Source organism: Nonomuraea sp. 3N208 (assembly GCF_052245935.1).
Taxonomy (GTDB): Bacteria; Actinomycetota; Actinomycetes; order Streptosporangiales; family Streptosporangiaceae; genus Nonomuraea.
This window is the reverse complement of record NZ_JBQQBR010000025.1, coordinates 121,373-139,932: the sequence shown is the minus strand read 5'-3', so window position 1 is coordinate 139,932 and position 18,560 is coordinate 121,373. Positions and strand designations below refer to the sequence as shown.

Below are 18,560 nucleotides of genomic sequence, written 5' to 3'. Positions count from 1 at the left end.
ACGACGTTTGCCCAGCTCGTCGACGGCGCCAGGGCCATGGCTGCGATCGACGGTGGGCTCAGCGCAGTTCCTGGATGCGGATCAGGTTGCCTGCGGGATCGCGGACGGCGCAGTCGCGCACCCCGTACGGCTGCTCGGTCGGCTCCTGGACGATCTCGGCGCCGCCGGCCTGCGCCTTCTCGAAGGTGCCGTCGAGGTCGGCGGTGGCCAGCAGGATGCCGGCATAGGTGCCCTTGGCCATCATCTCGGCGATGGTACGGCGCTCGTCGTCGGTGACGCCGGGATCGGCGGCCGGCGGCTGCAGGACGATGGACGTGCCGGGCTGATCGGCGGGGCCGACCGTGATCCAGCGCATCCCCTCGTATCCGACGTCGTCGCGGACCTCGAAACCGAGGGCGTCGCGATAGAAGGCCAGGCAGGCGTCCGGGTCGTCGTGCGGGAGGAAGCTCGCGTGAATGGTGATGTCCATGCCGCTCACGTTAACGGCGGCCCGCTGACCGGCGCTTCTCGATTCCTGACCGGTCTGGTCACCTGCTTGGCCACACACGACGGCATCCCCGCCGTCGCCCGCGCCGCCTCGCGCCGGTAGGTGCTGGGCGGCACACCGACCAGCTCGGTGAAGCGAGTGCTGAAGGTTCCCAGCGACGAGCAGCCGACCGTGAAACAGACCTCGGTGACGCTGAGGTCGCCACGACGCAGCAGCGCCATCGCGCGCTCGATCCGTCGCGTCATCAGATAGGAATACGGAGACTCCCCGTAGGCGCGCCGGAACTCGCGACTGAGGTGCCCGGCCGACATGTTCACGCCGCGGGCCAGCGCCTCGACATCCAGCGGCTGCGCATACTCCCGGTCGATCCGGTCACGAACCCGACGCAACCGCGCCAGGTCCCGCAGGTGCTGCGCCGCGGCGGAACTGCTGGTCACCTACGAGATCCTGCCACACGGCACCTTGCTGCGCAGCAAGCAGACTGTCACGGCGGCCATCGACCTCGTCAACCTGCGGCATGAGCGTGGAGTCAAACTCGAGGACTTGCAACAGAGCGATGTCGACCTCTGGGTCGCCGGTGGGCCGAGGACCAGCCCGGCAAGCGTGCGCCCAACGAACCAGCAAACCCCCGGCTGCCGTGTGGGCTCCACCGGAGGTCAACCTGACTCACGAGCGGTTCAGCAAGGAGTCCGAGTCTTTGCTGCATCAGGCACAGGGGGCCTCGGTCAGGTGCCGACGTAGGCCGCGAGGTGCTCGCCGGTGAGGGTGGAGCGGGCGGCGACGAGGTCGGCGGGTGTGCCCTCGAAGACGATCTGGCCGCCGTCGTGGCCGGCGCCCGGGCCGAGGTCGATGATCCAGTCGGCGTGCGCCATGACCGCCTGGTGGTGCTCGATGACGATGACCGACTTGCCGGCGTCGACGAGCCGGTCGAGTAGGCCGAGCAACTGCTCGACGTCGGCGAGGTGGAGGCCGGCGGTCGGCTCGTCGAGAACGTAGACGCCGCTCTTCTCGGCCATGTGGGTGGCGAGCTTGAGCCGCTGCCGCTCGCCGCCGGACAGGGTAGTGAGCGGCTGGCCGATGGTGAGGTAGCCGAGCCCGACGTCGACGAGCCGGCCGAGGATGGCGTGCGCAGCCGGTGTGCGCGCCTCGCCGGCGCCGAAGAACTCCTCGGCCTCGGTCACCGACATCGCGAGCACCTCGCTGATGTCGCGGCCGCCAAGGTGGTACTCGAGCACCGATGCCTCGAACCGCTTCCCCCCGCAGTCCTCGCAGGTGGTGGCGGATCCGGCCATGATCCCCAGATCGACGTAGATGACACCGGCGCCGTTGCAGGCGGGGCAGGCGCCCTCGGAATTGGCGCTGAACAGCGCCGGCTTCACGCCGTTGGCCTTCGCGAACGCCTTGCGGATCGGGTCGAGCAGTCCGGTGTACGTCGCCGGGTTGCTCCGTCGCGAGCCGCGGATAGGCGCCTGGTCGACCGACACGACGTCTGCGGAGGCGGGGATGGAGCCGTGGATCAGGGAGCTCTTGCCGGAGCCGGCGACGCCGGTGACGACGCAGAGCACGCCGAGCGGGATGTCGACGTCGACGTCCTGGAGGTTGTGGCGAGCGGCGCCGCGGATCTCCAGCTTGCCCGTGGGCGTCCGCACCGTCTCCTTGAGGACGGCCCGGTCGTCGAGGTGGCGGCCGGTGATGGTGCCGCTGGCCCGCAGGCCCTCGATGGTCCCCTCGTAGCAGATGGTGCCGCCTGCCGTACCGGCGCCGGGGCCGAGGTCGACGACGTGGTCGGCGATCGCGATCGCCTCCGGCTTGTGCTCCACGACGAGCACCGTGTTGCCCTTGTCCCGCAGCCGCTGCAGCAGGTCGTTCATCCGCTGGATGTCATGGGGGTGCAGGCCGATGGTGGGCTCGTCGAAGACGTAGGTGACATCGGTGAGCGCGGAGCCGAGGTGGCGGATCATCTTGGTGCGCTGCGCCTCACCGCCCGACAGCGTGCCCGCCGGCCGCTCGAGCGAGAGGTAGCCCAGCCCGATCTCCACGAACGACTCGAGGGTGTGCAGCAGCTTGGCGAGCAACGGCGCCACAGTCGGCTCGTCGAGGCCGCGGACCCATTCGGCCAGGTCGCGGATCTCCATCGCGCAGGCGTCGGCGATGTTGATGCCCTTGATCTTCGACGACCGGGCGGGCTCGCTGAGCCGGGTGCCGTCGCAGTCGGGGCAGGCGGTGAACGTCACCACCCGCTCCACGAACGCCCGGATGTGCGGCTGCATCGCGTCGACGTCCTTGGACAGGAACGACTTCTGGATCGTCGGGATCAGACCCGAGTATGTCAGGTTGATGCCGTCGACCTTGATCTTGGTCGGCTCCTTGTAGAGCAGGTCGTCGAGCTCCTTCTTGGTGAACCTGCGGATGGGCTTGTCCGGGTCGAAGTAGCCGCAGCCTCGGAAGATACGGCCGTACCAGCCGTCCATGCTGTACCCGGGGATCGTGAGCGCGCCCTCGTTGAGCGACTTGCTGTCGTCGTACAGCTGAGACAGGTCGAAGTCGGTGACCGAACCCCGGCCCTCACAGCGCGGACACATGCCGCCGTGGTAGACGGCGTTGCGCACCACGATCCGTTCGCCCTTGCCCTTGTCGACCTTCATCGCTCCGCTCGCCGTCCGCGTCGCGACGTTGAACGAGAAGGCCGGAGGTGGGCCGATGTGCGGCTGCCCCAGCCGGCTGAAGAGGATGCGCAGCATCGCGTTGGCGTCGGTGGCGGTGCCGACCGTGGAGCGGGGGTCGGCACCCATCCGCTGCTGGTCGACGATGATCGCGGTGGTCAGCCCTTCGAGTACGTCGACCTCGGGCCGCCCCAGCGTCGGCATGAAGCCCTGCACGAAGGCGCTGTAGGTCTCGTTGATCAGCCGCTGCGACTCCGCGGCGATCGTGCTGAACACCAGCGAGCTCTTGCCCGAGCCGGAGACGCCGGTGAACACCGTCAGCCGGCGCTTCGGCAGCTCGACGCTGACATCCTTGAGGTTGTTCTCGCGCGCGCCGTGCACGCGGATCAAATCGTGGCAGTCGGCAACGTGCAGCGCAGGCGTCTGCGTGTCCGTCCTCGTGGCCATGATCATCGTGTCTCCATCTGTTAGGCGGGGCCCGCCTTCGCGGTCTCCATCGGCGTCGCCTGGCTCGATCGCACCAGCTTCGAGCAGTACGCCTGGTTCTCCTTCGTCGGCGCTGGCGCCGCAACGGTCCTATGTTTACCTGATCGGCGGTGCCGGTCGGGATGCCGCGACATCCGTCCGGCCGTCGCGCATCAGCTCGGGGTCGGGCATCTCGTTCACCTCGCGCCAAGCCTGGACGCGGCGCAGGGCGATGCTGCACGTCATGGCTGCGATCGCCGGTCGGCTCAGCGCATTTCCTGGATGCGGATCAGGTTGCCCGCGGGATCGCGGACGGCGCAGTCACGATCCCCGGACGGTTGCTCGGTCGGTTCTTGGACGATCTCGGCGCCGCCGGCCTGCACCTTCTCGAAGGTGTCGTCGAGGTCGACGGCGGCCAGGAGGATGCCGTGATCCAGCGCATCCCCTCGTATCCCACGTCGTCGCGGACCTCGAAACCAAGGGCGTCACGAAAGAAGGCCAGGCAGGCGTCCGGGTCGTCGTGCGGGAGGAAGCTCGCGTGAATGGTGATGCCCATGCCGCTCACGCTAGCTGCGGCCCGCTGACCGGCGCTTCTCGATTCCTGACCGGTCCGGTCACCTGCTTGGCCACACACGACGGCATCCCCGCCGTCGCCCGCCGTCTCAAGCCGCGTTCATGCAGGTAAATGACTCTTTCAGGTAGGCGGGTGGTAGCGTCCTCCCATGACCCCAGAAGACCTCGCCAATCTCGCGCACCTGCGCCGAGCGCGGGATCTGATCGACCGGGAGTACGCACAGCCGCTCGATGTGCCGACGATGGCCCGCCACGCGCTCATGTCGCCGGCGCACTTCTCGCGTCGGTTCCGGGCGACCTACGGCGAGACGCCGTACAGCTATCTCATGACCCGCCGGATCGAGCGGGCGATGGCGCTGCTGCGCGGGGGCATGAGCGTGACCGACGCGTGCATGGCGGTCGGCTGTACCTCGCTCGGCTCGTTCAGCTCACGGTTCACCGAGCTCGTGGGCGAGACACCGAGCGCGTACCGCGGCCGGGAGCACAGCGCCGTGATGTTGATGCCCGCGTGCGTGGCGAAGGTGCGCACCCGCCCGATGAGAAATCTGCCGAGCAGGATTGGAGAAGCGGGCCGCGCCGCCGCCGCCTAACGTTGGCCGCATGACCATCGCACTCAAGTACTGCCACATCACCGTCAACGACCTGGACGAGTCGCTCGCCTTCTACCGCGACGCGCTTGGCCTCGAAGTGCGCAACGACGTCACTTCTGGCGAATTCCGCTGGGTCACCCTCGGCAGCCCGGCTCAGCCGGACCCCGAATTCGTGCTCTCGGAACCGCACGCCGGCCGTTCCCAGGCCGACGGCGACGCCCTGCAAGAACTGCTCACCAAGGGCGTCCTGCCGATGATCGTCTTCAGCACCGACGATCTCGACGCCACCTTCGAGCGGGTACAGGCATCGGGCGCCGAGGTACTGCAGGAGCCCATCGATCAGCCCTGGGGGCCGCGCGACTGCGCATTCCGCGACCCCTCGGGCAACATGGTGCGGATCAACCAGAGGGCCAAGGCGTAAATACTCGGCCGTAGGCGCACGCCGTCACCCCGGCGTGCGGTCGAAGTCGTCGGGCGGGCCCAGCGGCGAGGGTCCCGGTTGGCCGAGGGCCGCTCGCGCAGCCTGCCTCCGGTTCTGCGAGCACCTCGTGGCAGAACGGGTCGGCGTCGTTCACTGACGCTCGGGCTCGCCACGCAGCTGCAGCAGGCCGTCGGGAGCGATGTAGCTGCCGCCGGGCAGGTCCGATACTACTGCCCACTGTCCAGCCGCCGCCTTTACAGCGTGGACGTGGCCGCCCTCGCCGATCCCGGCGGTGAGGCGGCCGAGACGGTCGCCGACCTCGGGCCCAAGCCCATGGCCGACGGCCTGGAGAGCGACGACAAGGGCCGGGTCTACGGCGGTGACCTGGAGTACAACGCGATCTGGCGCAGAACGCCGGACGGCGTCATCGAGACCCTCGCCCAGGGGCGGGACCTGGTCTGGGTCGACACCCTCTCCGTCGCGTCCGATCGCCTTCTGTACGCCATCGCCAACCAGCTCAACCGCCAGCCCGACTTCCACGAGAGCCACGACCTGCGCCGCAAGCCGTACCTCCTCCTGCGCGTGCCCATCGACGCGGGCCCGGTACGACTCCGGTAGCCCGGCGCAGGCTTGGAGAGACCGCGTTTTACAGGCCGGTGGCACCGTCGATGAGTTCACGCAGGATGTCAGCATGCCCGGCGTGCTGGGCAGTCTCCTCGATCATGTGGGCGTAGATCCATCTCAGCGACACCTCACCGAGTCGCTTTGAGGGCACCGCGTCATCGAGTGTGAATCCGGCTGCGATATACCGATTCTCCTCACACACTGTGTCGTACTCCGCGATGAGACTGTCGAGCGTGTCGCTGGGCGTCAATTCCCAGCTGTGATCATCTCCGCGCGAGTTGCCGGGGATGTCGGCAGGGTCGCGCTGCGCCAGCTGACGTTGAAACCAGTTTCTTTCTACTGCGGTCAGATGCTTGATCAGCCCTGCCAGGGTCGTCATGGACGGCACGATCCGTTGTCGCGCGTCCGCTTCGGAGACCCCAGCGACCTTTGCCGTGATCTGTCGGCGTTGGCAGTCGAGGAACGCCTCCAGAATCTCGCGTTCGGTTCCGGTGCTGACAAGTTCTTCAGGCCACAACGGCGCCGACACGACCGCACCTCCGTATTGCATCGAACAGGGCATGCGCACGCCGCTGCGGCAAGAGTCAACTTGTGATCTTATGCATGTGGATCGCAAAGCCGACTGGGGTAGAGGAATTCTCATCGCAATGGGCCGGCAGTGACGCGCGTCGGTGATCTTACTCGGATTTCTGCAGGGATCTTGTGGTCTTCGCCCGGAGGCGACCCAGCGCGAGGACCGCGGTGGTGGCCCGCAGCGGCCAGTGCCGGTGCCCCCTGGGTGAGGGTGCTGGCCGGGCTGGGTCAGCGGACTCGGTCGTAGATCATGGCGATCTCGCCCAGTTCGCCAGCCTCCTGGCGGGTGAGCGACCACTTCGTAGCGGGCAGGCCGTCCTCGAAAAGTCGCTGCCCGCCCCCGGCGATCTCGGGTGCCTACTGCGTCGCGGCCCTGGGCCGTTTAAGGATTGGCTGCGTGCGGTTGATGCCCTGTAGGGTGCCGATCATGGCTTGTCGCATCTCCGAGCTGGTGATCGATTGCCGGGATCCGCAACGGCTGGCGGCGTTCTGGTGCGAGGTGCTGGGCTTCATCGTGCTCGACACCGACGACGACGGTGCGGTGGAGATCGGACCACGGGAAGGGTTCGGCGGATTGCAGCCGACTCTGGTCTTCAGCCCCACTACCGAGCCCAAGGCGGGCAGGCTGCGGCTGCACTTCGATGTCAACGCCACCGACCGCGATCAGGACGCCGAACTCGAACGCCTCTTGAAGCTCGGGGCGCGCCCGGCCGACATCGGCCAGACCGGCGAGGAGCCTTGGCACGTCCTGGCCGACCCCGAAGGCAACGAATTCTGCCTCCTGCGAACCCGCCTGAGCTGAGCATCGGCCCGCACGGGCAAATGACCCCTATGTGAGGACTTCGCGCGCATGACGCCGCCTGCTCTTTAGACCTGACACTTCCCTGCGCATCGGTCGCCGACGACGCCGTCGGCTCTGTTTTCCGTGCTCTTCGTCAGGTCTTCAGAGAGATCATGTCTTCACATCCTCATATCGTGCTGCCCTGGGCGGTGCGGCGCACCCGCCTGCCTCTGCTCGCCCTCCGGTGCGTGGTCTGCCCTTCCGGCTGCGCCACCACCGGCAACGGCAGGTTTCGTGTCAACGCCAACGGCAAACTCCTCGACGTCTGGCTCCTGGTCAACTGTGTTTCCTGTGGCCGGACCAGCAAGCTGACCGTCCACGATCGCGTCCCGGTCCGCTCACTGCCCGCTGACCTTCTGGCCGGTTACTCGGCCAACTCGCCTTCCCTCGTCGTGGATACCCTGCTCGACCCGTTGATCGCCCGGCGCAACCGGTTCGTGCTCGATTGGGACGGGTGCTGGGAACTCCACGCACCTCCCGTTCCCGAAGATCCGTGGCCCCTTCAGATCACGGTCACCTTCGACGATCCCGTGCCAGTCCGTCCCGAACGGCTCATCGCTCACGGCTTAGGCATCAGCCGTCATGAGATCACTCACAGAGTCAAGATCGATATCCCGCTGAACCGCAGGACGAAACTGGATTTCTCATTCGTCCTGGTGTGGTCGGTTCAGTAGGTCCAGGTGCCGGTGCGACGCTCTCCGCCAAGGCAGAAAACGGTTGTGCCGTGTTCTGCCTTGGTCAGGTCGAGGCCGCGTTCGACCAGCGGCGAGTGTCACATATCGCCGCGCCATCCGGTCGTTGGTTGTGACAATGCAACCGAGCCGAGTGCGGGGTAACGATGAAGGTCGGCTCACTGGCCAAGGCGCTTGACGACCGTGTCGGCGGCGCCCGTTTCCTGAACAGGGCGATGCGCAAGGCCTTCGCCAACCACTGGACATTCCTGCTGGGCGAGATCGCCCTGTACGCCTTCGTGGTCGTCCTGGTCACTGGCGTCTTCCTCACGTTCTTCTTCAAGCCGTCCATGGGAGAGGTCGTCTACAACGGCGCGTACGTGCCGCTGCGCGGCGTCACGATGAGCCAGGCCTACGCGTCCTCCTTGGAGATCAGCTTCGAGGTGCGCGGCGGCCTGCTGATACGCCAGATGCACCACTGGGGCACGCTGATCTTCATCGGCGGGATCGTGGTGCACCTGCTGCGCAACTTCTTCACCGGCGCCTTCCGTAAGCCGCGAGAGCTGAACTGGGTGATCGGCGTGGCCCTGTTCGGGCTGGTGATGCTCAACGGGTTGTTCGGCTACTCGCTGCCCGACGACCTGCTGTCCGGGGCTGGGCTGCGCATCCTGCACGGGGTGACGGTGTCGATACCGCTGGTGGGCACGTACCTGGCCATGTTCCTGTTCGGCGGGGAGTTCCCCGGCGACGACATCATCCCCCGCCTCTACAGCCTCCACGTGCTGCTCATCCCGGGCCTGTTGCTGGTGCTGATCCCGCTGCACGCGGTGGTGCTGACGTGGCGGCAGACGCACACGCAGTTCCGGGAGAAAGGGCTGAACGACCGCTTAGTGAGCGGGGTGCCGTTCTTCCCCGCGTTCCTGGCGAAGACGACGGCGTTCCTCCTGTGGGTGACCGGGGTGGTCGCGCTGCTGGCCACGGTGTTCCAGATCAACCCGATCTGGCTGTACGGGCCGTACGTGCCCAGCACGGTCAGCGCGGGTTCCCAGCCCGACTGGTACATGGGGTTCCTGGAGGGCGCGCTGCGGCTCATGCCGCCGTGGGAGTTCACCGTGTTCGGCTTCACCGTGACCATGAGTGTGCTGATCCCCGCGCTGGCGGCGCCGGGGCTGCTGTTCGCCGGCCTGGCGCTGTATCCGTTCGTGGAGCGGTGGGTCACTGGTGACCGGGCCGTGCACAACATGCTCGACCGGCCGCGCGACGTGCCGCCGCGGACGGGGATCGGGGTCGCGGGCATCGCGTACTACGGGGTGCTGTGGATGTCCGGGGGCAACGACGTGATCGCCTCCAACTTCCACATCTCGCTGAACGCGACGACGTGGATCTTCCGGGTGGCGATCGTGGTAGGGCCGGTGCTGGCGTACGTGGTCACCCGGTGGATCTGCCTGGGGCTGCAAGCGCGTGACCGGCACACGGTCGAGCGCGGCGTGGAGACCGGCGTGATCGTACGCGGGCCCGGCGGCGGCTTCACCGAGGTGGAACGGCCGGCGACCGAGGAAGAGAAGGCGAAGCTCGCGCCGCCCACCCCCCAGACCCCGTCCGCGTTGCCGCGGGCGAGCAACGGAGACGTCCCGCCGCCGGTCAAACACCGGATCCGAGAGGCGCTCCATCGCTCCTGGAGCAGCCGGTGACAGCCGCAGCCACGGGAACACATACACCGCCAGCACGATCCGGCCGTCCGGCGAGCGCGGCAACGGCAAGCCGGCCAGCACCTCACAACAACCAATCCCCGTCGATCCGGCCGTGATTGAGCCCGCTGTACAAAGCGCCGTGCCCGCGCCGGTACTCCGGCGACAAGGATCTTGGTTGGGGGCGCTGTGAGGCTGAGAGGTACGGGATCAGGATTGGGAACCGGCCTGGTGTTGCCGGTACAGTGAACGACAAGACCTCGATCGAAAAGCGAGGTCTGCGGCGGTGGGGCCCGCCGGCCCCCGGATCGCCGAGGGGAACCGCGGTCACTGCCGCCAACGGTCCCTACCAGAGGAAATATGGTCGTTCTGGTAGGGAGATGCGTATGCACGAGCCTGTCACGCCCGTCGATTCCGACGTTGATGTCCACGTCCCGGCCATGCGCGCCGAACTTCGGCCCCGAGCCTGGCCAGTGCTGGGTGCCGTCTCCGCTGGCGGTGTGCTGGGCGCGCTGGCCCGCTACGGCATCTCCGCCGCGCTCCCGCACGCCCCGACCGGCTTCCCGTGGTCGACCTTTCTGGTCAACGTGTCCGGTTGTCTGCTGATCGGCGTGCTCATGACACTCATCGACCAGGTATGGACGGGTCGGCGGCTGCTGCGCCCGTTCTGGGGGGTGGGAGTCCTGGGCGGCTACACCACCTTCTCGACCTACATCATCGACATCCACGCCGCGATGCGGGCCGGCGCGCCCGGCGTGGCCCTGGCCTACCTGGCCGCCACGCTGGTCGCCGCTCTGCTGGCGGTCTGGGCAGGCACGGTGGCCACCGGTTCGGCGCTCGAGCTGGGCCGGCGTCGGCGCGAGCGAAGGAGGCGGCGGTGAAACTGCACGGGCCCGCGCTGCGGCTGAGCGTCTTCATCGGCGAGAGCGACCAGTGGCACCACCGGCCGCTCTATCACGAGATCGTGCACCGAGCGCATGCCGCCGGCCTGGCCGGCGCCTCGGTGCTGCGCGGCATCGAGGGCTACGGCGCCTCCAACCACATCCACACCACGCGGATCCTGTCGCTGTCAGAGGACCTGCCGGTGGCCGTCATCATCGTGGATGCCGAGGAGAAGATCCGCGGCTTCCTGCCCCAACTGGACGAGCTGATCAGCGAAGGGCTGGTCATCTTGGACGAGGTCGAGGTGATCCGCTACGTCGGCAGGTCACCGGAGCGGGTGGGCGACCGATGACCGTACTGCTGGTGGCCCTGGGCGCGGCGATCGGTGCACCGCTGCGTTACCTGACCGATCGCCTGGTGCAGTCCCGGCACGACTCGGTGTTCCCCTGGGGCACCCTGGTCGTCAACCTGGCCGGGTCGTTCGTGGTCGGCGTGCTGGCGGGGCTGCCCGCCGGCGCGGCCTGGTCGGCGCTGCTCGGCACCGGATTCTGCGGCGCGCTGACCACGTACTCCACCTTCAGCTACGAGACACTGCGCCTGATTCAGGGCGGCTCTCGTTTCTACGCGCTGGCCGGCATCATCGCCGGCGTTGTGGCCGGGCTCGGCGCCGGGATGATGGGGCTGCTGGTGGCCCAGGCCGTCACCAGCTGACCGGCGCCGCCTGCTGGTGGCCGTGGGCGCGGCGATCGGTGCGGCGTAGCCGGGCCCGGATGCCCTCCGTCCGGCTGGCCGAGGCCCACCAGGGGGCCGGCCGGAATACGCCAGAAACGGGCCGCGTGGTGGTGAGAGGGATTGATCGCTAAGGTAGGAGCGCTGCCAGCTCGGTGATCTTTCCAGGGGTTATGGATGACGTCGATCGATCGGACGGCGTATCCCCGGTTTGGGCGGATGATGTCGGCCCGCGAGTTGACCGAGACTTTCACCCCCACCGATGATGAGGCGTCCTGGGCCCGGGGCCGTACCCAGGACGAGCAGCATCTGCTGGCGCTGCTGGTGTGGTTGAAGTCCTACCAGCGGCTGGGCTACTTTCCGAAGTTGGATCAGGTGCCGTCGGTGGCGGCCACGCACGTACGCGGCATTCTGGAGTTGCCCGAGTCGGTCGAGCTGGAACAGGCCGCGGAGCGGTCGGCCAAGCGGCACCGGCAGTTCGTGCGAGAGCGGCTGGGCGTGGTGTACGAGCCAGCCCGGGTGCGGGAGGTCGCCGAGAAGGCGATCCGCAAGGCGGCCCAGACCAAGGACAATCCGGCGGACCTGATCAACGTGGCGCTGGAGGAGCTGGTACGGGCCCGGTGCGAGTTACCGGGCTACAGCACGTTGGACGCGATGACCGCGACGATCCGCACGGAGATCAACACCGGCCTATTCGCGATGGTCGCGGGCCGGGTGGACGGGGCGGCGCGGGCACGGCTGAGCCGGCTGCTGCTGGTGGATCCGGTCAGCCGGCGCAGCGAGTTCGACAAGCTGAAGGAGGTGGCCCAGGCCGCCTCGCTGACCAAGTTCAAGACACGGCTGAAGTTCTTGCGTCACCTGGACGCGCTGGGCCCGACAGAGGACTGGCTGGAAGGCGTGCCGCCGGGCAAGGTGGCGCACTTCGCCGGCGAGGCGAAGGTCACCGACGTGGCCGACCTGCGCAAGGTGCTGTCCGAGGACAAGCGGCTGACGCTGATCATCAGCCTGCTGCACACCGTGCGGACCAGCACCCGCGATGAGGTGGTGACCATGTTCTGCAAGCGCATGGCCGCCATCCACAAGAAGGGCCGCGACCAACTGGAAGCACTGCGCGAGGCGCACCGGGCCGAGTCTGAGCGACTGCTGGGCGTGTTCGGCGAGCGCAGCGTGCTGGACGCGGTGGAGTTCCTGCGCGCGCACCGCAACTCCCGCTCCGCCTACCTGGCGGAGACGGTGACGGTGGAGGAGAGCGACCCGGACGGCGAGGTAAGCGAGCGCACGTTGGTGATCGAGGTGGAGGCGTTCACCTCGCAGGCGTGGCGCAAGATCCTGCGCGATACCAAGCGTCCCGGGCTGCTGGTGCGCCGCCATCTGGAGGTGTGCGTGTTCTCCTACCTGGCGGCCGAGCTGCGCAGCGGCGACATCGCGGTGATCGGCTCGGACTCCTACGCCAACCTGCACGCCCAGCTGATGTCATGGGAGGAATGCGAGCCGCACGTGGCGGCCTTCTGCGAGCAGGCCGGCATCCCGGCCGAGGCCACGGCCCTGACCGAGCACTACCGCGGCAAGCTGAGCGCGATCGCGGCCGAGGTGGACGCGGGCTATCCGGGCAGCACCGACCTGACCTTCAACTGGGTGATCAACCTGACCCCGCCGGACCAGGCGCCGACCACACGCTTGGATCTGGAGCCGCGTGTCCTGTTTCCCGCAGGTCCGGCGTGAGGTAGCCCGGCCGGGTTGGCCGGTGAACACCGCGTGCAGGTGCCCGACCCCGACCGCGTCGTTCCAGGCCCAGGCGCGTCGGTAGGTCTCCTCGTCGGTGGCGCGGAGGACGTCCCAGCCGTGCCAGGTCGCGACGAGTGCCGCGTCGATCGCCGGATCGGACCGGATCGCCATGTCCCAGTCGAGGACGCCGGTCAGCTTGCCGTCCTCGCCGAAATGGACGTTGCTGGCGCCGAGATCGCCGTGGACGAGCCTGGCCGGGACCTCTTCGAGCGCCAGCAGCGTGTCCAGCCGCTGCCGAACTCCGTCGCGCCACTTCGTCGGCAGGCTCGGGACGATCTCGTCGTTCAGGATGTCGGCCCATCCGAAGCCATCGGCATACCGGCGCGGCCTGCGGAGAACGGCCTCGAGCGCCGGCGAGATCTCAACCTCGCGCAGTGCTTCCAAGAGCGGGCCGAACGCTGTCGGGTCCCCGACGCCTTCCGGTTGGCTACGTCGGTCTCACCTGACACCGGATGTCGGTCTCGTTCGACACCAGTATCGATGGGGCGTGCCGGGTGTCGATGTGCGTCGACACCGGGGGCAACGCGGGAGTACCAGTCCTGGCTTATATAAGTCCGATCTGGTATTCTTCTGGTTCGTGCACGCGTTCGACATTCTCGGCGACCCGGTGCGCCGGCGCATCTGGAGCTGCTCGCCGAGGGTGAGCAGACCTCTGGGGCGATCACGGACGTGATCCGGGCTGAGTTCGCACTGTCCCAGCCGGCTGTTTCCCAGCATCTTCGCGTTCTGCGTGAGAACGGGTTCGCGTCGGTCCGGGCCGAGGGGGCTCGCCGGTTCTATGCCGTCGACCCAACGTCGCTAAGCGAGGTTGACGTGTGGTTGGACCGGTTTCGCGGGTTCTGGGATCAGCGGCTCGATGCCCTGGGCACTGAGTTGGCCCGAGGCAGGCGTGCATCCCGGTCCCGGGCTGGCCAGCAGCCCGACACGGCACCGACGTCGCAAGGCCGATCCGCCAGTGAAAGGAACATGACATGAAGGACGTGCTGGACGAACTGGCCGCTGCGCGCCGGACGATGGGAACAGCGACCCTGCCCGCCGGCGACGCGTACACGATGGAGTTGCGGCGTCGCTACGACGCGCCGGTCGACGACGTGTGGAACGCCATCACCGACCCTGAGCGGCTGGGCCGTTGGTTGAAGTCGGTCACCGGAGACCTGCGGCTCGGCGGGTCGTTCGAGTTGGACGGCGGTGAGCACGGGGAGATCCTCCGGTGCGAGCCGCCGCGTCTGCTGCGGGTGTCCTGGCTCTTCGGGCCGGACGCCGACGAGTGGCCGGGCACGAGCGAGGTCGAGGTGCGCCTGTCCCCGGGCCCTGCCGGGGACACCGAGCTTGAACTGGTCCATGCAGCGGCCGTCGGGGAGCCCATGTTCCCGACCTACGGCCCCGGTGCCGGCGGTGTGGGCTGGGACCTGCATCTCCTCACCCTGGCCCGGTTCCTGGCAGACGGCGAGACCCTCGATCACGAGGAGTTCCAGACCTCGCCCACGGGGCGCGAGTTCGTGCGGCGCAGCGCTGCGGCATGGGGCGAAGCTCACCTGGCCGCCGGTGGCGATCCGGATCACGTGGCGGCCGCCGTCAAGGCCACCACCGCGTTCTACGCCCCCGGAGGGAACGCTTGATGAAGTACACCACCTCGATCGAGATCGCCCTGCCGCGGGAGAAGGTGCTCCAGATGCTCGCGGACCCGGCGCACATGCCGAAGTGGCTGCGGGGCCTGGTACTGCACGAGCCGGTGGACGGAGCGCACGGCCAGCTCGGCACCACCTCGCGAGTCGTGTTTCAAATGGGGAAGCAGAGGATGGAGGCCACCGAGACCATCACGCGCCTGGAACCTGAAGACCTGCACGCCATCCCCAGTTCTGTCGTCGTGCACTACGACCGCGAGATCGCCGGCGAGGGCATGTGGCAGGCCCAGCGCGACCGGCTGATCGCAGCCGGTCCGGACACCACGCTGTGGGAGAGCGAGAGCGAATTCCGGTTCGACGGATTGCTGATGCGGCTGGTGGGGCTTGTGATGCCTGGCTCTTTCCGCAAGCAGTCGCAGCAGCACATGGAGGACTTCAAGGCGTTCGCCGAGCACGGGACGGACGTCCGCCAAGGGACGAACTGATCTGCCACTGAGTTGGGTCTGAGCATCATGGCTCGCGCACCCACCTCACGCGTCGACCTGTACGCCGCGATCCGACGCGACGCGGGGGTCAGAGAGATTTGGAACGGAATCCGGCGTTAACGGGGTTCTCCCAGGTCAGTAACCCCTGCCGCTGTGGTCTTCCGGGCGTGGTTAACGCCGGATCCCGTTCGGTCTCTCAGCGCAACTTTGATCTACATTGCGTGACAATAGGTAGCGGTCGGTCACGGTTGTGTCGCTCTGATGACGCTGTGTCTGTTGGGTCATACGTTGCGTACATGCCTGTCGACTTCCTGAGCGACTCAGAAGCGGCGAAGTACGGCCGTTACTACGGTCCGCCCTCCCGGGCCGAGATGGAGAAGATCTTCTTCCTCGACAACGAGGACATGGCCCTCATCAAGGGACATCGCGGCCGGCACATCCGCTGCGGCTTCGCCCTCCAGCTCGTGACCGTCCGCTACCTGGGGTGCTTCCTGGCCGATCCGCTGGAGGTGCCGAACGAGGTCCTGGACGTGGTCGCCGCCCAACTGCAGATCGAGGATCCGTCCTGCGTGAAGCGCTACACCGAGCGGGACAAGACGCGGCTGGAACACACCTGGGAGATCGCCAAGGCGTTCGGGCTGAAGGACTTCGCCTCGGCCGAGACCGAGCTGGCGGGCAAGGTGCGAGCGCACGCCTGGAACACCGGCGACGGCCCGACCGCGTGCTTCCAGTACGCGGTGCGCTGGCTGCGGCAGAATGACGTGCTGCTGCCCGGGATCAGCACGCTGACCCGGCTGGTGGCGCGCGAGCGGGAACGGGCCACGCGGGACCTGCACGACACCTTGGCCGCGCTGCCCAGTGCGCAGCAGCGGGCGGTGCTGGACCTGCTGCTGGAGGTGCCGCCAGGCAAGAAGGTCTCGGATCTGGAGCGCTGGCGAACCGGCCCGTCGAAGGCGTCCGGACCGCAGATCGTCAAGTCGCTGGACCTGGTGGCCGAGATCGGCGGCACCGAGCTCGGCCGGCTGGAGCTCGATACCGCGGTGCCGCAGCGGCGCCTCGATGAGCTGGCCCGCTACGGCCTGACCGCCCACTCGGCGCAGCTGAAGAAGCATCCCGCCTCGCGGCGGCTGGCCACGCTGCTGGCCACCGCGCAGCGGCTGGAGACCAAGACCATCGACGACACGCTGGAGCTGCTGGACCTGCTCATGGTGACCGAACTGCTCGGCAAGGCGCAGCGGGAGGCCGACAGGCATAAGGTCGTCAAGCATCCCCGGCTGGCCAAGGCCTCGGACTGGCTGGCCCAGGCGGTGGAGGTGCTGCTGGAGGCCGAGGGGTGGAGCGAGGACGTGCGGCTGTTCGAGGTGTGGGAGATGATCGACGCGGTTGTCCCCCGCGCTCAGCTGCGCTCGGCGGTGGCCACCGTGACCGGGCTGGTGCCGCCGCCGGACGCCGAGGACGACGGCGGCTGGCGGGCGGAGATGGCGAGCAAGTACGCCACCGTGTCGGGGTTCGTGAAGCTGCTGACCCCGGTGATCGCGTTCGAGGCCAACGCCGAGGGCCGGCAGGTGCTGGCCGCCATGCAGCGCCTGCCGGACGCGCTGGCCTACCGCTCGCGTCACCATCCGGTCACGGTGCTGCCGTTGCGGCTGATCGACCCGCTGGTGGTGACCGGACCGTGGAAGCGGCTGGTGTTCGGCCATCCGGCCCGCACGGACGGGCTGGTCGATCGCAACGCGTACGTGTTCTGCGTGCTGGAGCAGTTCCACCGCCATCTCAAGCGCCGGGAGATCCACGCGCCCGCCTCCAGCCGGTGGCGCGACCCGGACGCCCAGCTGCTGAAGGGTGCGGCGTGGGCGGCGGTCAAGGACAGCGTGCTGACCGACCTGGGCTTGCCCGAAGACCCCGCCGGGCTGCTGGCCGAGCACGCCGACCGGCTGGATCGGGCCTACCGGGTGGTGCGGGCCGGGCTGGCCGCCAACACCTCCGTCGGCATCGACGACGACGGCAAGATCCATGTGGCGAGCGTGAAGGCGATCGAGGAGCCGCCGTCGCTGATCGATCTGCGCAGGCGGGTGGAGGCGATGATGCCGCGGGTGGATATTTCCGAGGCGGTCGTGGAGGTGCTGGGCTGGTGCCCGAAGTTCATGGAGGCCTTCACCTCGATCGCCGGCACTGGCCCGCACCTGGACGAGCTGGACATCTCGGTGGCGGCGTGCCTGACCGCGCAGGCGCTGAACATCACCTATGGGCCGATCGCGGTCAAGGGCGTGCCCGCGCTGGAGCGGCACCGGCTCGGCTACGTCGATCACACCTACCTGCGCGCCGACAACTACGGCGCGGCCAACCCGCATCTGATCGCCAAGCAGGCCGGGATCGGCTTCGCCCAGGCGCTGGGCGGCGGTCTGGTGGCGGCCATTGATGGCATGCGGTTCGTCGTTCCGGTGCCGTCGGCGTACGCCCGGCCGAATAAAAAGTATTTTGGACCGAAGCGCGGAATTACCTGGCTTAATATGATCAATGACCAGGCGTTCGGTATCGCGTCGAAAATCGTGTCCGGCACCGACCGGGATTGCCTGCACGCGCTGGATGTCATCTTCGGGTCGGGCGAGGGCTGCCGGGCTGACGTGATTGTCACCGATACCGGATCTTACAGCGATCTGGTATTTGGGCTCGCGCATCTGCTGGACAAGGAATATCGGCCCGCGCTGGCCGATCTGCCCGATCAGAAGCTGTGGCGGGTCCAGGCCGACGCCGACTACGGGGCGCTGAACGCGCTGGCGCGCGGGCGGCTGGACCTGGGCAAGGTCACCCGGTGGTGGCCGGACATCCTGCGCCTGGTCGGCTCCATCTACACCAGCGCCGTCAACCCCTACGACGTGGTACGGATGCTGCAACGCGACGGCCGGCCGACCGCGATGGGGGAGGCGATCAACACCTACGGCCGGATCTTCAAGAGTTTGCATGTGCTGGCGCTGATCGATGACGAGGGCATGCGGCGCGGCATCAAGGGCATCCGCAACCTTCAGGAAGGCCGCCACGATCTGGCGCAGAAAGTCTTCCACGGCCGCAAAAGCCAGGTGTTCCAGCGGTACTACGAGGGAATGGAGGACCAATTAGGAGCGCTGGGCATTGTTTTGAACTGCCTGGTGCTGTGGAACACGGTCTACCTTGACGACGCTTTGCGCCAGTTGCGGGCGCAGGGCTATCCGGTGCTGGATGACGATGTGGCCCGGCTCAGTCCCTTTATCAGGCGGCACATCAACGTGCACGGCCGCCATTCCTTCCAACGTCCGCAGCTGGGCGGCGGGCGGCGGGCCTTGCGTGATCCTGACGCCGACGACGCCGACGACGAGGATTGATGGCGATGCCCCCGCACCGGACCCCGGTGCCCTTCCTCCTCGATTCCCGGGGACTGGAGGGCCGGTCCGCGAGGTGGGCGTCCGTGAAACCAAGGACGC

Annotated in this window: 19 protein-coding genes and 2 pseudogenes; 14 read left to right on the top strand and 7 right to left on the bottom strand. The window is 67.9% G+C overall.

Annotated features, from left to right (window positions below; translation table 11 throughout):
* Positions 1 to 58 precede the first annotated feature (58 nt).
* The 5 genes and pseudogenes from ACTWPT_RS34140 to ACTWPT_RS34120 form a co-directional block, all read right to left on the bottom strand.
* Entirely contained in the window at positions 59 to 469 is a 411-nt protein-coding gene (locus ACTWPT_RS34140) for a VOC family protein (protein WP_443181622.1), read from the bottom strand.
* A gap of 5 nt (positions 470 to 474) precedes the next feature.
* Complete coding sequence (locus ACTWPT_RS34135; protein ID WP_443181621.1) at positions 475 to 924, bottom strand: helix-turn-helix transcriptional regulator; 450 nt, start codon at positions 922 to 924, stop codon at positions 475 to 477.
* Positions 925 to 1,212: 288 nt separating this feature from the next.
* The gene (locus ACTWPT_RS34130) at positions 1,213 to 3,603 is read right to left on the bottom strand and encodes an ATP-binding cassette domain-containing protein (RefSeq protein ID WP_443181620.1); all 2,391 of its coding nucleotides are present in this window, start codon (positions 3,601 to 3,603) and stop codon (positions 1,213 to 1,215) included.
* A gap of 129 nt (positions 3,604 to 3,732) precedes the next feature.
* Positions 3,733 to 3,861 carry a hypothetical protein gene (locus ACTWPT_RS34125; protein WP_443181619.1) on the bottom strand — a complete coding sequence of 43 codons (129 nt, stop codon included), beginning with the start codon at positions 3,859 to 3,861 and terminating at the stop codon, positions 3,733 to 3,735.
* A gap of 20 nt (positions 3,862 to 3,881) precedes the next feature.
* A pseudogene (locus ACTWPT_RS34120) lies at positions 3,882 to 4,171 on the bottom strand (VOC family protein).
* Between the two features lie 166 nt (positions 4,172 to 4,337).
* On the opposite strand from ACTWPT_RS34120, the gene ACTWPT_RS34115 reads away from it, so the two are divergent.
* The 3 genes from ACTWPT_RS34115 to ACTWPT_RS34105 all read left to right on the top strand — a co-directional run bounded on the left by ACTWPT_RS34115 (position 4,338) and on the right by ACTWPT_RS34105 (position 5,817).
* A complete protein-coding gene (locus ACTWPT_RS34115) occupies positions 4,338 to 4,778 on the top strand; it encodes a helix-turn-helix transcriptional regulator (protein WP_443181618.1) in 441 nt (146 codons plus the stop codon).
* Between the two features lie 10 nt (positions 4,779 to 4,788).
* Positions 4,789 to 5,199 (top strand): VOC family protein, encoded by a 411-nt coding sequence (locus ACTWPT_RS34110; RefSeq protein WP_443181617.1) that lies wholly within the window; start codon positions 4,789 to 4,791, stop codon positions 5,197 to 5,199.
* A gap of 78 nt (positions 5,200 to 5,277) precedes the next feature.
* Positions 5,278 to 5,817: an L-dopachrome tautomerase-related protein gene (locus ACTWPT_RS34105; RefSeq protein WP_443181616.1), complete on the top strand. Its 540-nt coding sequence runs from the start codon at positions 5,278 to 5,280 to the stop codon at positions 5,815 to 5,817.
* Between the two features lie 28 nt (positions 5,818 to 5,845).
* Here ACTWPT_RS34105 and ACTWPT_RS34100 read toward each other — a convergent pair whose 3' ends face one another.
* Entirely contained in the window at positions 5,846 to 6,352 is a 507-nt protein-coding gene (locus tag ACTWPT_RS34100) for a DinB family protein (RefSeq protein WP_443181615.1), read from the bottom strand.
* 471 nt (positions 6,353 to 6,823) lie between these two features.
* Here ACTWPT_RS34100 and ACTWPT_RS34095 point away from each other — a divergent pair, with 471 nt between their 5' ends.
* The 7 genes from ACTWPT_RS34095 (at position 6,824) to ACTWPT_RS34065 (ending at position 12,929) form a co-directional block, all read left to right on the top strand.
* On the top strand, positions 6,824 to 7,198 hold the full coding sequence (locus ACTWPT_RS34095; RefSeq protein WP_443181614.1) for a VOC family protein: 375 nt from the start codon (positions 6,824 to 6,826) through the stop codon (positions 7,196 to 7,198).
* Positions 7,199 to 7,371: 173 nt separating this feature from the next.
* On the top strand, positions 7,372 to 7,911 hold the full coding sequence (locus ACTWPT_RS34090; protein ID WP_443181613.1) for a DUF1062 domain-containing protein: 540 nt from the start codon (positions 7,372 to 7,374) through the stop codon (positions 7,909 to 7,911).
* Positions 7,912 to 8,075: 164 nt separating this feature from the next.
* Entirely contained in the window at positions 8,076 to 9,599 is a 1,524-nt protein-coding gene (gene qcrB / locus ACTWPT_RS34085) for a cytochrome bc1 complex cytochrome b subunit (protein ID WP_443181612.1), read from the top strand.
* Positions 9,600 to 9,982: 383 nt separating this feature from the next.
* Complete coding sequence (locus ACTWPT_RS34080; protein WP_443181611.1) at positions 9,983 to 10,477, top strand: fluoride efflux transporter FluC; 495 nt, start codon at positions 9,983 to 9,985, stop codon at positions 10,475 to 10,477.
* On the top strand, positions 10,474 to 10,830 hold the full coding sequence (locus tag ACTWPT_RS34075; RefSeq protein ID WP_443181610.1) for a DUF190 domain-containing protein: 357 nt from the start codon (positions 10,474 to 10,476) through the stop codon (positions 10,828 to 10,830). The genes ACTWPT_RS34080 and ACTWPT_RS34075 overlap by 4 nt, the downstream gene beginning before the upstream one ends.
* Entirely contained in the window at positions 10,827 to 11,189 is a 363-nt protein-coding gene (gene crcB / locus ACTWPT_RS34070) for a fluoride efflux transporter CrcB (RefSeq protein WP_443181609.1), read from the top strand. Before ACTWPT_RS34075 ends, crcB begins: the two co-directional genes overlap by 4 nt.
* A gap of 195 nt (positions 11,190 to 11,384) precedes the next feature.
* Entirely contained in the window at positions 11,385 to 12,929 is a 1,545-nt protein-coding gene (locus ACTWPT_RS34065) for a DUF4158 domain-containing protein (RefSeq protein WP_443181608.1), read from the top strand.
* Positions 12,930 to 13,010: 81 nt separating this feature from the next.
* Here ACTWPT_RS34065 and ACTWPT_RS34060 read toward each other — a convergent pair.
* Positions 13,011 to 13,376 (bottom strand): annotated as a pseudogene (locus ACTWPT_RS34060) (phosphotransferase family protein); the annotation flags it as partial.
* Positions 13,377 to 13,661: 285 nt separating this feature from the next.
* Between ACTWPT_RS34060 and ACTWPT_RS34055 the strand changes: the two are divergent.
* The 4 genes from ACTWPT_RS34055 to ACTWPT_RS34040 all read left to right on the top strand — a co-directional run bounded on the left by ACTWPT_RS34055 (position 13,662) and on the right by ACTWPT_RS34040 (position 18,461).
* Positions 13,662 to 13,967: an ArsR/SmtB family transcription factor gene (locus tag ACTWPT_RS34055; RefSeq protein WP_443181607.1), complete on the top strand. Its 306-nt coding sequence runs from the start codon at positions 13,662 to 13,664 to the stop codon at positions 13,965 to 13,967.
* Positions 13,964 to 14,611 carry an SRPBCC family protein gene (locus tag ACTWPT_RS34050; RefSeq protein WP_443181606.1) on the top strand — a complete coding sequence of 216 codons (648 nt, stop codon included), beginning with the start codon at positions 13,964 to 13,966 and terminating at the stop codon, positions 14,609 to 14,611. Before ACTWPT_RS34055 ends, ACTWPT_RS34050 begins: the two co-directional genes overlap by 4 nt.
* On the top strand, positions 14,611 to 15,102 hold the full coding sequence (locus tag ACTWPT_RS34045; RefSeq protein WP_139636289.1) for an SRPBCC family protein: 492 nt from the start codon (positions 14,611 to 14,613) through the stop codon (positions 15,100 to 15,102). The genes ACTWPT_RS34050 and ACTWPT_RS34045 overlap by 1 nt, the downstream gene beginning before the upstream one ends.
* A gap of 296 nt (positions 15,103 to 15,398) precedes the next feature.
* Positions 15,399 to 18,461 (top strand): Tn3 family transposase, encoded by a 3,063-nt coding sequence (locus tag ACTWPT_RS34040; RefSeq protein WP_443181605.1) that lies wholly within the window; start codon positions 15,399 to 15,401, stop codon positions 18,459 to 18,461.
* Positions 18,462 to 18,560: the final 99 nt, after the last annotated feature.

What these genes read in the sequence shown, in the direction of transcription:
- ACTWPT_RS34140 (WP_443181622.1), bottom strand. Translation starts at nt 469, where the DNA reads ATGGACATCACCATTCACGCGAGCTTCCTCCCGCACGACGACCCGGAC.
- ACTWPT_RS34130 (WP_443181620.1), bottom strand. Translation starts at nt 3,603, where the DNA reads ATGATCATGGCCACGAGGACGGACACGCAGACGCCTGCGCTGCACGTT.
- ACTWPT_RS34125 (WP_443181619.1), bottom strand. Translation starts at nt 3,861, where the DNA reads ATGACGTGCAGCATCGCCCTGCGCCGCGTCCAGGCTTGGCGCGAGGTG.
- ACTWPT_RS34115 (WP_443181618.1), top strand. Translation starts at nt 4,338, where the DNA reads ATGACCCCAGAAGACCTCGCCAATCTCGCGCACCTGCGCCGAGCGCGG.
- ACTWPT_RS34110 (WP_443181617.1), top strand. Translation starts at nt 4,789, where the DNA reads ATGACCATCGCACTCAAGTACTGCCACATCACCGTCAACGACCTGGAC.
- ACTWPT_RS34095 (WP_443181614.1), top strand. Translation starts at nt 6,824, where the DNA reads ATGGCTTGTCGCATCTCCGAGCTGGTGATCGATTGCCGGGATCCGCAA.
- qcrB (WP_443181612.1), top strand. Translation starts at nt 8,076, where the DNA reads ATGAAGGTCGGCTCACTGGCCAAGGCGCTTGACGACCGTGTCGGCGGC.
- ACTWPT_RS34080 (WP_443181611.1), top strand. Translation starts at nt 9,983, where the DNA reads ATGCACGAGCCTGTCACGCCCGTCGATTCCGACGTTGATGTCCACGTC.
- crcB (WP_443181609.1), top strand. Translation starts at nt 10,827, where the DNA reads ATGACCGTACTGCTGGTGGCCCTGGGCGCGGCGATCGGTGCACCGCTG.
- ACTWPT_RS34065 (WP_443181608.1), top strand. Translation starts at nt 11,385, where the DNA reads ATGACGTCGATCGATCGGACGGCGTATCCCCGGTTTGGGCGGATGATG.
- ACTWPT_RS34050 (WP_443181606.1), top strand. Translation starts at nt 13,964, where the DNA reads ATGAAGGACGTGCTGGACGAACTGGCCGCTGCGCGCCGGACGATGGGA.
- ACTWPT_RS34045 (WP_139636289.1), top strand. Translation starts at nt 14,611, where the DNA reads ATGAAGTACACCACCTCGATCGAGATCGCCCTGCCGCGGGAGAAGGTG.
- ACTWPT_RS34040 (WP_443181605.1), top strand. Translation starts at nt 15,399, where the DNA reads ATGCCTGTCGACTTCCTGAGCGACTCAGAAGCGGCGAAGTACGGCCGT.